The sequence below is a fragment of the Kribbella lupini genome (assembly GCF_039529595.1).
Classification (GTDB): domain Bacteria; phylum Actinomycetota; class Actinomycetes; order Propionibacteriales; family Kribbellaceae; genus Kribbella; species Kribbella lupini.
In genome coordinates, this window is sequence record NZ_BAAANC010000002.1 from 2,501,590 (window position 1) to 2,514,131 (window position 12,542).

The following is a 12,542-nucleotide window of genomic DNA, read 5'->3' on the forward strand; positions in this document are numbered from 1 at the left end:
ATTCGGAGTCCTGAGTCTCATGCACGGAAGGATCCGTACCTGGGGACCAGGGGCACTGGTACTGCTGCCCACGGTCCTGCTGCTCGGGTACTTCGTCTACGGGCTGATCGCCTGGACGTTCAACACGTCGCTGACGGACAAGCACAACGCCCGGCCGGTGCCGACGCATCACGTCGGTTTCGAGAACTACGTCAACCTGTTCGGTGAGGAACGGTTCCTCAACTCGCTGAAGAACCTCGGCGTGCTCACGGTGGCGTTCATCGTGGGCACGCTGATCTTCGGCCTGCTCTGGGCACTGCTGCTGGAGAAGGGAGTACCGGGCGAGGGCATCTTCCGCTCGGTCTTCCTGTTCCCGATGGCGGTGTCGATGATCGCGTCCGGCGTCGTCTGGGGCTGGTTGCTGAACCCGTCCCAGGGCGACGACGCGCGCGGCCTGAACCGGCTGTTCTCGATCCTGCACCTGAACTTCCTCGAGAACCCCTGGTGGACGGCGGGGTCGCGCTGGACGACGATGGCGTCGATCGCGCTGCCCGCGGTCTGGCAGCTGTCCGGCTACATCATGGCGCTGTTCCTGGCCGGCTTCCGCGGCATCCCGCCGGAGCTGCGCGAGGCGGCCCGGGTGGACGGCGCGTCGGAGTTCAAGCTCTACCGGTACGTGCTGTTCCCGCAGCTGTCGCCGATCGCGCTGTCCGCGCTGATCATCCTCGGCCACATGTCGCTGAAGCTGTTCGACCTGATCTACGCGATCACCGGGCCGAACCAGTTCCGCACCGAGGTGCCGTCGGTCTACATGTGGAACACGCTGCTGCGCAGCGACATGGCGAAGGCGGCCGCGATCGCGATCGTGCTGCTCGCCGTGGTCGCGGTCCTCGTCATTCCGTACGTCGCGTACACCGTCCGGCAGGAGAGCGAAGAATGAGCGTCGTCGAGGCGAGTCAGGCGACCGGCAAGGCCGCGGCGGCGGTTGCCAACAAGCCGCGGCGCAACGCGGTCAGCGACGGTTCGACCCGCAAGAGCCGGACCGTGCGGTACGTCCTGCTGCTGCTCTTCCTGCTGTTCGTGCTGACGCCCGTGTACGTCGTGGTGATCACCAGCTTCAAGACCTCCGCCGACACCACCGCCGCCGCGCAGTGGTCGCTGCCGGAGACCTGGACGCTCGAGCCCTGGCGCAAGGCCTGGGACGTGCTGCAGCCGTACATGGTCCGCTCGCTGTCGCTCGCCGTACCGGCCGCGATCATCGCGTCGCTGATCGGCTCCGCGAACGGGTTCGTGCTGGCCCGCTGGCGCTTCCCCGGCGCGAACCTGGTGTTCGCGTTCATCCTGTTCGGCATGTTCATCCCGTACCAGGCCGTGATGCTGCCGCTGCGGCAGACCTACCAGGACCTGGACGTCACCCGCGGCATCCCGACGCTGCTGATCACGCACGTCATCTACGGCATCCCGATCTGCACGCTGATCTTCCGCAACTACTACGCGACCGTCGTCCCGATGGAGATCATCGAGTCGGCCCGCGTCGACGGCGCCGGGCTGATCCAGACCTACGCGCGGATCATCCTGCCGATCTCGATCTCCGGCTTCGTGGTGACGCTGATCTGGCAGTTCACCTCGGTCTGGAACGACTTCCTGTTCGCGCTGTTCCTGACCCAGCAGAACAACGGCCCGGTCACGCTCGGACTGGCGGCGCTGTCCGGCGGGCAGAAGGTCGACTACGCCGCGTCGATGGCCGGTGCGCTGATCACGTCGTTCCCGACGCTCCTGGTCTACATCGTGCTCGGCCGGTGGTTCATCGGCGGGCTGATGGCCGGTGCGCTGAAGGGCTAGCCTTTCGCGGCCTGTGTCTCCTCCGTGAGACACAGGCCGTAGCACTTATGTGACGGCGTGTCGTAAAGGTTGTCCACAGGACTCGCGCAGTGCCCTGCGGGCGGGTGGGCTTCGGCGGTAACCTCGCCAAGGTGACCAAGTCACGAGACCGGGACGGACGCGGCAGCCACCTGCGGCTGGTCGGCTCCACTCCCGGACCGAATCCCCCGCCCCCGGCGGGTGTCGACGCCGACACCACGCCGAGCGTCGCTGTGCTGGACACCCTGCAGGAGACCTTGCTGCTCGACCTGGCCGCGGCGCCGCCCGCCCTGCACCCGGTGATCGCCGAGGCCTCGGTGGCCCGGTCCGCCGCCCTGCTCGCCGACCAGCTCTGGCCGGCCGGGCGTCCCGACGAGATCGGCGAGGTCGAACGCTTCTTCTGGGCCGACGCCGCCCGCGTCCTCGGCGAACGCCGGGACGTGGATTCCTTTGTCCTGTTGACGAGTCTGGCCCGCACGGTCGGCCCGGCCGGCCGGCTGCCGCTGCAACGCGCGCACCTGTCCCGCGGACGGACGCAGTACGACGTCCCCGACTGGGTCTCGCGGATCGCGGGCTTCCGGCTGACCAGCGCGATCGTCTCCGAGGACGTCACCGGCGACGGGCTCAGCGTCGTACTGGACTACGACGACGAGCAGCACCCGCACACGCTGGTGGTGTTCGTCGACAACAACCTGGGCGCGATCGCCAAGGACGTGTTCGTCGGCCCACCGGTCGACCGCGTCGTCGAGGCGTACCAGCGCGGCGGGCGGGTCACGGTGCGCACGGTCCGTCCCGCGACGGCCGCCGGCATCATCCTGCAGGCGCTCGGCTACACCCACGACCACGACGAGCCGCCGGTCACCGAGGACTTCGAGTTCTTCTCCGGCCTGCTGGTCAACCGCCTCACCCAGCTGCCCGAACGCCCGGTCCGGCCGCCGATCCGCCCGTCGCTGTCGCCACGGCAGCGCGAGCAACTGGTCGAGGAGTTCCTCGACTCGTCGTACGCCGTGGGCCTGCCGGACGACGCCGGCGACATCGCCCGCCTGTGGATCGACCACGCCGTCGACCGCACCGTCGGCGGCCCGCTGCGCGTCAGCGCCGTCCTGGTCGAGCTCTTCCTGGCCAACTGGCTGCCGCGCAAGGTCCTTGCCGACAGCACCTACTTCGGCCACGTCCCACTGGTCGTCAAGGCCTGGCTCGAGTACGCCGGCGACCGCACCCAGCTGGAGCTGGACGCGATCGAGGAAGCCGTCGACGCGGTCGACGTCTGGACCCCGGCGCTGGAAGCCGCCGCCCTGGAGGAGCCGATCGGCTCGATCTCCGGCGAGCGAGTCTTCCTCGACGAGACCAGCACCGACCTCGACGAGGCCTACCGCACCCTCTCCGGCCTGGGCTCCCCACCCCGCCCGGCCCTCGACGGCCTCGACAAGACCCAGGCCGCGACGCTCTCGGTCCTGGCCCCCCACGCCTGGCTCCTGGCCGGCGAAACCCTCGGCATCGCCTACGCCACCGACGCCTTCGAAATCGCCGAACGCCTGGTCCGCGAAGCCCCGGACCTCCTCACCAAGGCCCGGCTCTCCACCTGGCCCAGGGCGATCGTTTGGCACCTGGCCCACCACCACAGGCTGGTAGGCCCCGGCGAGCCGCTGACCCCCCACGCGCTGGCCGCGGACCTGGCCTCCTCGGCCCCCACCCTCCGCAAGACCACCAAGCTCCTGACGGACACCCTCGTCCTCCCGCGGTAGAAGTCCGGCAGGCGGCACGGATGCGGGCGGTGCGGGGGCCGATGTGGAACGCTGCGGGTATGGAAGCAGTCAGCACGTTGGCTCTGGGTGTTGAGCTTCAGCTCGTCCCGACCGAGGACGGCGGACGGGGAACTGCGCTCAAGGGTGGACACGCGCCTGGTGACCGGTTCACCTATCGTCCGAACTGGGGTCTACCCGTGTGGGGCGCCGGCGAGCAGACGGCGGGCCCGGTGCTCGGGTTCTCGACGGAGGACATCCAGCCGGGGGACGCCGTGCGGGCGGTGCTCGTGCCGACCATCCCCGACCACCTGCCGGGCTGGCGCAAGGTCGAGGTCGGCGCGGTCCTCCGCATGTACGAGGGGCCTCGGGTGTGCGGCCTCGGCACGGTCGTCTGGATCGAACCAGCGACCTGGCCGATGCCGACCCGGGAGCAGGAGCAGTTCACCGGCTGGCTGAAGGTTGAGACCGGGCCGGGCACCCGTCGGCTCAGCTGAAGCGGTGTCTCGGGTCGTGGGCCCCCGGCGCCTCGGTTGAGCGAAGGCGGATGATGGGGGCATGCATGTGCGCGCGCCGGAGCTCAAGGGTCGGGGATGGTTGAACACCGGGGGGTCGGAGCTTCGGCTTGCGGACTTCCGGGGGCGGTTCTTGCTGCTGGACTTCTGGACGTTCTGCTGCATCAACTGCCTGCACGTGCTCGACGAGTTGCGGCCGCTGGAGGAGAAGTACGGCGACGCCCTGGTGATCGTGGGGGTGCACTCGCCGAAGTTCGCTCATGAGGGGGAGGAGGCGGCCGTCAAGGCGGCTGTCGAGCGGTACGAGGTCGGGCACCCGGTGCTGGACGACCCCGAGCTGGTGACCTGGCAGAACTACACGGCGCGGGCCTGGCCGACGCTGGTGCTCGTCGATCCCAACGGGTACATCGTCGCTCAGTACTCCGGCGAGGGGCACGCGCACGCGCTCGACGCGTTGCTCGAGGAGCTGATCGCCGAGCACGAGCAGAAGGGCACGCTGACGCGCGGCAAGTCGCCGTACGTCGCGCCGGTGGCGGAGCCCACCGAGCTGCGCTTCCCGGCCAAGGTGATTGCGAAGGGCAACGGGTTCCTGGTGGCCGACGCCGGGAACCACAGCGTGGTGGAGCTCGCCGAGGACGCGACGACCGTCGTACGGCGGTTCGGCAGCAAGACCAGGGGATTCGAGGACGGCGGCCCCGACACCGCGCAGTTCTCGGAGCCGAACGGCCTGACCCTCCTGCCGGACGAGGTGGCGAACACGGTCGGGTACGACGTGGTCGTGGCCGACACGGTCAACCACGCGCTGCGCGGGATCACGCTGAGCACGGGCGAGACCCGGACCCTCGTCGGGACCGGCAAGCAGTGGATGGACGGCGACGGGACCGACGTCCTCAGCTCGCCGTGGGACGTGGCGTGGTGGGAGGGCAAGGTCTGGATCGCGATGGCCGGCGTCCATCAGCTGTGGACCTTCGACCCGCTGACCGGCGTGACCGAGATCGCCGCGGGGACGACCAACGAGGGCCTGCGGGACGGCGCGCTGAAGGAGGCGTGGTTCGCGCAGACCAGCGGGCTGGCGGCGGACGGGGACCGGTTGTGGCTGGCCGACTCCGAGATCTCCGCGCTGCGGTGGATCGACGACGAGGTGCACACCGCCGTCGGCATTGGGCTGTTCGACTTCGGGCTGCGCGACGGCAAGGCCGAGGAGGCGTTGCTGCAACACCCGCTCGGGGTGACCGTGCTGCCGGACGGATCGGTCGCGGTGCTCGACACCTACAACGGCGCCGTCCGCCGGTACGACGGACGCCAGGATCTCGTCGAGACGATGGCGACCGGCCTGGCCGAGCCCAGCGGGGCGGTTGTCGTGGGCAACGAACTGCTCGTGGTCGAGTCAGCGGCGCACCGACTGACGCGGGTGCCGCTCGGCGCCTCCGCGCAGGTGGACGAGTTCAGCACGCGCACGCAGCGGCCGCCGATGGAGATCGCCGGCGGCGAGGTGACGCTCGAGGTGGTGTTCACGCCGCCGCCGGGTCAGAAGCTGGACGGCCGGTACGGGCCGTCGACGCGGCTGCTGGTGTCGTCGACGCCGGAGAACCTGCTGCGCGAAGGCGCCGGCGACACGACCGACCTGACGCGACGGCTGGTGATCGACGAGCGCGTCGGCGACGGGGTGCTGCACGTCGCCGTACAGGCCGCGTCGTGCGACGACTCGGACGCCGTCGAGTTCCCCGCCTGCCACATGCACCGCCAGGACTGGGGTGTGCCGGTCGTCGTCGCCCCCGACGGTCCGGCCCGCCTCGAGCTCGTGCTCTCCGGCGGCAACTGAACGCGAACGACCGGTCGTCGTGGCGCCCACCTGAGCGTCAGGACGACCGGCCGTCGGTCAGCGGGAGTACTACTCCTTGACGTCGCGGTGCTCTTCGACGACCCGGTACTCCTCCTCGACCGCGGGGTCGAGGGCCTCGTTCGGGACCCGCCGGCGCCGGTTGGTGATGTAGAAGCTCAGCACGATGCCGAGCGCTCCGGCGAGCAGGAAGATGTAACCGACGACGGTCAGGTCGACCGCGTCCCAGGAGTCGCGGACGGCGAACGCGAGGATCGCGCCCACCACCATCAGGAAGATCCCCACACCGATGCTCATCCGAGCCTCCTCGTGAAGTCGTTCGACACCTTCGAAGCTACTCCGGCCCGAGAGCGGAATCCATCATCGAAGCGTGTCGGTCACGCCACTTGCGAAGGCCAGGTACCCGGCAGCAAACCTCAGGACCCGTGGGCGGTCAGCTCGACGTCGCCGGAGACCGTCTTCGCGCGGATCGTGTGGTCGGCCTGGAGCGCGTCGCCGAGGCCGTTGTCGACCTCGCCGCTGCGGGTGTCGGTCTCGACCCGGTACGCACCGGTCGGCGCGTTCACCTCGATGTCGCCGCTCGTCACGTCCGCGGTCACGTCGTTCGCCTCGGCCAGGTCGAGGGTCAGGTCGCCGGACGTCGTCCGGACGTTCACCGCGCCGCCCTTCAGCCCGCGCGCCTCGATGTCGCCGGACGTGGACTGTACGTCGAACCGCCCGCTCAACCGGTCGACCTTCACGTCCCCCGACGTCAGGTCCAGCTTCACGTCGCCGGTCACGTCGGACAGTTCGAGCTCGCCCGAGCGCGACTTCAGGTCGACCGCGCCGGTGCCGCTCAGCTGCAGGTCGCCGCTGCCGTTGTCGCCGGTCACCTTCGTCCCGCGCGGTACGGTCACGATGTAGTCGGCCCGGCAGTGCCAGCCGCAGTTGCCGTCGAGCTTCAGCGTGTCTCCGTCGACCGAGAACCCGTCGTCGCGCTTCAGCAGCCAGTAGCTGCGCTTCACCTGCACGGTCGTCTCGGAACTGTCGCCGACCTGCACGGTGATGTCGGAGTTCGGCGAGTCCAGCCGCACGGTGGAGATCCGCTCGCTCACCTCGTGGGTGTCGTCGGCCTGCTTGTCACCCCACGTCCAGACGGCCAGGCCGATCCCGGTCACCACCAGCAAAGCACCGACCTGCTTGACGTCAGCCATCGTCCGTCCAATCCTCGTCCCGCCCCGAACCGTCGTGTCGACAGTAGGTCCGGACGACGGCCCGCTGGATCAGGCGCCGACCCCCACCAACCCCTGAACAACCCCTCAGGGGCACTCAGGACTTGTGCTGACCCCGCATCACCGCGGCGGGCAGATCATCGGTCAGGTTGCCGAAGAACGTCCGCGCCCACAGGTCGTCCCCGTGCCAGTACGGCCCGTCCTCGCCGGGCAGCGACTTCGGCGCCGTACCGGACTTCAGCGCCCGCCGGCACTCGGCGCACAACGGCAGCGCGACCGTCGTTCCGTCGCTCTCGACCTGGGTGAGCCGTCCGGAAGCCCTTCCGTGCAAGGGATTGAAGGCACACAGCGGCGGTACGTCGACCACCTTCCGGTCCTCGGAGATCGCCACGGCCTGGTCGTACTCCCGCCGGGCCTGGTCGAGCAGCACCATCGCGCCGACCAGATCCACGAGGTCCCGCGACGAGTCGAGCACCTTGCCGGCCGCGTGATGCGCGTCCAGCGCGGCCTGCTGGTGCTGCAGCCCCAGCCCAGCCGTCGACGGCAGCGCGGCGAGCTGCGACCCGAGCGTGGTCAGCTCGGCCGTCGTCTCCCGCGTCAGCCGGCGACGCCGCTCGGCGGCAACGGTCTGTGCGACGTGCGGCGGAATGCTGAACGCCTTCCCCCGACGCCCGGGCCGACGGCTCCGCAGGCCGATCACCAGTCCGAGCACCACCAGCGCGGCGATCGACCCCAGCACGATCAGGAACACCGTCGCGCCGTTGCCGTCCTCCGCGTCGTCGCTCCCGGAGCGCGACGGCCGGGACGGCGTGTCCTTCCGGTCGACCGGCCCGAGCGCCGGCCCGGCCAGCAACTCGTAGAACTTGGCCACGGTCTCGGTCGGCCCCGCGTCGTACCCGGTGTCCTCCAGCGCGTGCGACCGCGCGTTGTCGAGCTGGTCGTTGTCCTCGCTGAACTGTGGCAGGTCCCGCACCCTGAAGTACGGGAACCGCTGGCCGCCGTCCACCACGACGTACAGGCCGGGCTTGCGCAGCGCGTCCATCACCAGCGTGAGGACGTTGGTCTCCTTGCCCTGGAACGCGTCGCTCGGCGTCAGCGGCAGGATGATCGTGTACGTCGCGAAGCCGAGCGCCGCGGCCTTCGTCCGCAGGTCGGCCCGCAGGTTCTCCGGCAGGCCGTTCTGGTACGCCGGGTCGACGTACAGCGGGTCCTTGGCCAGCGCGGTCGCGATCTCGCGCGCCCGCTCGGCGGGTGTCTGGGTGGTCCGGGCTCCAGCCGGTACGGCGGCCAGGGAGAGCACCACCGCCACGACCGCCGTCAACGCGTACCTGGCCTTCACGACCGTCCTCCACCTCGTCGGGCGGTCACAGCCGCCACTCCCAGCACCACCGCGGCCAGCAGCGCGCCGCCCATCAGTCCGATCACCGCACCGCCCACACCGTTCCCGATCGCCTTGCCGAGCGTGAAGCGCTCCGGCTCCGAGGGCCGGTCCTCCCGCGGCGGCAGCGGCGTCGTCCGGGCCGGCTCCGGCTCGTACCGGTCGCTCAGCTTGATCATGTCCACGTACTCGCTGACCTGCGCCGCCGCATCGTCGTCCGACCTCCCGTAGACCCGGCCCGGTCCGGAGGCCGTGACCAGGTGGTCGACCCCGGTGGTGATGCTGTCGTTGACCACCAGGTACATCCCGGGCTTGCCGTTCGCGGCGGCCATCCAGCCGGCCAGCAGCGCTTCGTCGCCCTTCTCCTGGTACCAAGTGCCGGCCGGTACGACGGCCACGAACACCGGCACCGGCGACGTCGCGATGCGGGCCACCATCTTCTCGACCTGCGCCGCGTCGACCTCCTCGGCGTACTGCGGGTCGACGTACACCGGCTGGTCCCTCCAAGCGGCCACAGCCGCGGTGATCCGGGGATCGGCCGGGACGCTCCAGGCGCTCACCGGAAAGCACAGTGTCAGCGCGGCGACTGCCAGCAGCAGGAAGCCCGTACGGCGTGACAGCAACGTCATCGGACCCCTCCGTAGATCCGCTCGACCCGCTCGGCGAGGTCGTCGGACAGCGCGCCGAAGCCGGTCGCGACCATCGGGTTCTCGGGGTCGAGCGTCCAGTACGGCTCCGCCCCGCGAGCGCCGCTGAACAGCCCCGGCTTCGGCGTGACGCGCAGCCCGCGCGGCGTGTCGCCGCGGCTGACCGTCTCCGCGCAGGTCCGGCAGGCGGGAACCTCGGTGTCGTCCGACCAGGCCGCCGTACTGGTCCCGGACGGGTGCGTCGGGTCGAAGAAGCACGGCCGCAGCAGGTCGTCGTTACCGGCCGCCTGGTGGGCCTGGCGGGCGAGCACCAGAGCGCCGGCGGTCGCGAGCAGGTCGTCCGGCTCGGCCTTGCGCAGCGTCCGGGCGGCGTCCAGGCGAAGCTTGGCGTCGTCGCGCTGATCGAGCTGCAGGCGGGTCAGTTCCTTCCGCTTCTCCAGGTTCTTCAGCGTGCGGTCGGCCTTGGAGATCCAGCGGGTGGCCTGGGTCCGAACGCTGCGCAGCGTGATCTCGGAGGCCGGCAGGGACTGCTTGGCCGAGATGCCGCGCGGACGGCCCGGCTTCGACTTGGCCTTACCGGTCGACCGCGCGACCCTTCCACGGCTGCGCAGCACCAGGATCAGGACGAGCAGGAACCCGGTCAGCCCGCCGATCCCCATCCCGACGAAGACCGACCGGTCCTCCTTGTCGGTGGTCGACAGGCCCCTTCGTGACGAGGTGTACGGCTTCTCCAGGTCGCCGGCCGGGATCGGCGGCAGCGCGCGGCCGTCGTACGCCGTGGCCGCCTGCTGGATCGTGCGGACGATCTTGGGCGCCGGGCGGTCGGTGACCAGGCGGTTGTCCTGCTTGTCGTCCAGCTGCACGCTGGTCAGGTCGCGGCCCTTCAGCCCGGCCGGCCGGAACAGTTCCTCGCTGCCGCCCCAGTAGCTGTCCGTCACGGTCCAGACCATGTAGAGACCCGGCTGCCCGACCCGCGCCTGCAGGAGCGTCGGCATGTCGAGGTAGACCTTGCGCACGGACGGCGTCCGCGGCAGCAGCGCGACGTACACCGGGATCCCGGCGGCCGCCGAGGCGGCCCGGATCCGGTCCAGCTCGCTCTTCGGGAACGCCGGCCGTAGTCCGGGATCGATGAAGATCCGGTCCGTCCGCCAGGCGGTGGCGATCTGGTCCGAGAGGTCGGGCGAGGCGGCGTGGGCGGGGGCGACGGGCAGGATCGCCAGTACGGCGAGCAGCGCGGCCAGGACGCGGGAACGGGCGGACATCGCGCTCACCTTACGACGACGGGATGCCTTCACGCCTGCACTGACGTGAACCGGTGGCTTCCGGTTCCGCGAGGTGACGGCCCTGGCACGGACAGGGGAGACCGAGCCAGGGACGCCAGTCACTCAGGGCGAAAACGTTGCTACAGGCGAGCAGTGCTCACCAGGCCAGATCGGATCTGCCCCGGAAAGATCGACGTCCTCCGCGGGGAGGGGGACCCGCGGAGGACGTCGGCCGGGGGCAACTCAGAAGGCCGACTCGGGCAGGTCCATCACGTCGAGGTCGACCAGCTCGGCCTTGACCCGCTCGGCGCGCACGGTCGGCATCGTCGAGCGGACGAACCACTGCGCGGCGGCGACCTTGCCGGTGTAGAAGTCCTGGTCGGCCGGCGACAGCTCGCCGCCGAGCCGCTCGAGCGCGACCTCGGCCTGCCGCAGCATCAGCCAGGAGCAGACCACGTCGCCGAGCACGTAGAGCAGCCGCGAGGTGTTCAGGCCGACCTTGTAGATGTTGCGCGGGTCGCCATTCTCGGCCTGCGGGTTGCTGGCCATCAGCGCCTGGCCCATCACGCCGAGGATCTTGTTGGTGTCCTCCAGGCCCTTGGCGAGCAGGCCGCGCTCCTCCTTCAGGCGGCCGTTGCCGGCCTCGGAGGCGACGAACGCCTGGATCTGCTCGGCGAGGTGACCGAGTGCCTGGCCCTGGTCCTTGATGATCTTGCGGAAGAACAGGTCCTGGCCCTGGATCGCCGTGGTGCCCTCGTACAGGGTGTCGATCTTGGCGTCGCGGACGTACTGCTCGATCGGGTAGTCCTGCAGGAAGCCGGAGCCGCCGAAGGTCTGCAGCGACTCGGTGCCGAGCAGGGTCCACGACTTCTCCGAGCCGTAGCCCTTGACCAGCGGCAGCAGCAGGTCGTTGACCCGCTCGGCCAGCTCGTCGTGCTCCCCGGCGTACCGGGCCTGCTCGGCGCGGTCCTGGTACGTCGCGGTGAACAGCACCAGCGCGCGCAGCGCCTCGGCGTACGACTTCTGCGTGAGCAGCGAGCGCCGGACGTCGGGGTGGTGGGTGATGGTGACCCGCGGCGCGGTCTTCGCGGCGTTGGTCAGGTCGGCGCCCTGGACCCGCTCCTTGGCGTACTCGAGCGCGTTCAGGTAGCCGGTCGACAGGGTCGCGATGGCCTTGGTGCCGACCATCATCCGGGCGTACTCGATCACCTGGAACATCTGCGCGATGCCGTCGTGCACCTCGCCGAGCAGGTAGCCCTTGGCCGGGGTGTTCTCGCCGAAGGTGATCTCGCAGGTGGTGGAGACCTTGATGCCCATCTTCTTCTCGACGTTGGTCACGAAGGCGCCGTTGCGCTCCCCGGTCAGCTCGCCGGTCTCCAGGTCGAAGTCGTACTTCGGGACCACGAACAGGCTCAGTCCCTTGGTGCCCGGGCCGCCGACGCCCTCGATGCCCTGCGGGCGGGCCAGCACCAGGTGCACGATGTTCTCGGTCATGTCGTGCTCGCCCGAGGTGATGAACCGCTTGACGCCCTCGATGTGCCAGGTGCCGTCGTCCTGCAGCGTGGCCTTGGTCCGCCCGGCGCCGACGTCGGAGCCGGCGTCCGGCTCGGTCAGTACCATCGTGGCGCCCCAGCCGCGGTCGATCATGTGCTGGGCGATCAACTTGTCCCGGTCGGTGCCGTTGCGCCAGAGCACGTGCGCGAAGTTCGGCCCGGCGGCGTAGATGTGGACGGCGGGGTTCGCGCCGAGCACCATCTCGGCCGCGGCCCAGCGCAGCGAGGGCGGGGTCGGCTGGCCGCCGAGCTCCGGCGGCAGCTCGAGCTTCCACCACTCGGCGTCCATGTAGGCGTGGTAGCTCTTCGCGAACGAGGCCGGCATCTTCACCTCGTGCGTGGCCGGGTCGTACACCGGCGGGTTGCGGTCGGCGTCCTCGAACGACGCGGCCAGCTCGGTCTTGGCCAGCCGGTCGATCTCGCTCAGCACCTCGCGCGCGGTGTCGACGTCCATCTCGGCGTACGGGCCCTGCCCGAGCACGTCGCCGCGGCCCAGCACCTCGAGCAGATTGAACTCGATGTCGCGCAGATTCGACTTGTAGTGGCCCACAGGGG

General features: G+C 70.1%; 11 protein-coding genes. 5 read left to right on the plus strand and 6 right to left on the minus strand.

All coding sequences use genetic code 11. The features are described from left to right. Nucleotides 1-19 precede the first annotated feature (19 nt). The 5 genes from ABD235_RS25305 (at nucleotide 20) to ABD235_RS25325 (ending at nucleotide 5,918) form a co-directional block, all read left to right on the plus strand. Nucleotides 20-919 carry a carbohydrate ABC transporter permease gene (locus ABD235_RS25305; protein WP_344178276.1) on the plus strand — a complete coding sequence of 300 codons (900 nt, stop codon included), beginning with the start codon at nucleotides 20-22 and terminating at the stop codon, nucleotides 917-919. Further along, entirely contained in the window at nucleotides 916-1,821 is a 906-nt protein-coding gene (locus tag ABD235_RS25310) for a carbohydrate ABC transporter permease (RefSeq protein ID WP_344178278.1), read from the plus strand. The genes ABD235_RS25305 and ABD235_RS25310 overlap by 4 nt, the downstream gene beginning before the upstream one ends. A 131-nt stretch (nucleotides 1,822-1,952) precedes the next feature. Continuing rightward, complete coding sequence (locus ABD235_RS25315; RefSeq protein ID WP_344178281.1) at nucleotides 1,953-3,584, plus strand: hypothetical protein; 1,632 nt, start codon at nucleotides 1,953-1,955, stop codon at nucleotides 3,582-3,584. 59 nt (nucleotides 3,585-3,643) lie between these two features. Then, the gene (locus ABD235_RS25320) at nucleotides 3,644-4,078 is read left to right on the plus strand and encodes a hypothetical protein (RefSeq protein ID WP_344178283.1); all 435 of its coding nucleotides are present in this window, start codon (nucleotides 3,644-3,646) and stop codon (nucleotides 4,076-4,078) included. Nucleotides 4,079-4,139: 61 nt separating this feature from the next. After that, the gene (locus ABD235_RS25325; protein WP_344178285.1) at nucleotides 4,140-5,918 is read left to right on the plus strand and encodes an NHL domain-containing thioredoxin family protein; all 1,779 of its coding nucleotides are present in this window, start codon (nucleotides 4,140-4,142) and stop codon (nucleotides 5,916-5,918) included. A 69-nt stretch (nucleotides 5,919-5,987) separates the two neighbouring features. On the opposite strand, the gene ABD235_RS25330 is transcribed toward ABD235_RS25325, so the two are convergent. From ABD235_RS25330 to ABD235_RS25355, 6 genes are all read right to left on the minus strand, one after another. Continuing rightward, the gene (locus ABD235_RS25330) at nucleotides 5,988-6,233 is read right to left on the minus strand and encodes a DUF6458 family protein (RefSeq protein ID WP_344178286.1); all 246 of its coding nucleotides are present in this window, start codon (nucleotides 6,231-6,233) and stop codon (nucleotides 5,988-5,990) included. Between the two features lie 119 nt (nucleotides 6,234-6,352). Then, entirely contained in the window at nucleotides 6,353-7,129 is a 777-nt protein-coding gene (locus tag ABD235_RS25335) for a DUF4097 family beta strand repeat-containing protein (protein ID WP_344178288.1), read from the minus strand. Between the two features lie 115 nt (nucleotides 7,130-7,244). Next, on the minus strand, nucleotides 7,245-8,486 hold the full coding sequence (locus ABD235_RS25340) for a hypothetical protein (RefSeq protein ID WP_344178291.1): 1,242 nt from the start codon (nucleotides 8,484-8,486) through the stop codon (nucleotides 7,245-7,247). Continuing rightward, nucleotides 8,483-9,154: a hypothetical protein gene (locus ABD235_RS25345; protein ID WP_344178293.1), complete on the minus strand. Its 672-nt coding sequence runs from the start codon at nucleotides 9,152-9,154 to the stop codon at nucleotides 8,483-8,485. The genes ABD235_RS25340 and ABD235_RS25345 overlap by 4 nt, the downstream gene beginning before the upstream one ends. After that, entirely contained in the window at nucleotides 9,151-10,434 is a 1,284-nt protein-coding gene (locus ABD235_RS25350; RefSeq protein WP_344178294.1) for a hypothetical protein, read from the minus strand. The genes ABD235_RS25345 and ABD235_RS25350 overlap by 4 nt, the downstream gene beginning before the upstream one ends. Nucleotides 10,435-10,677: 243 nt before the next feature. Continuing rightward, nucleotides 10,678-12,537 carry an acyl-CoA dehydrogenase gene (locus tag ABD235_RS25355; RefSeq protein WP_344178296.1) on the minus strand — a complete coding sequence of 620 codons (1,860 nt, stop codon included), beginning with the start codon at nucleotides 12,535-12,537 and terminating at the stop codon, nucleotides 10,678-10,680. Nucleotides 12,538-12,542: the final 5 nt, after the last annotated feature.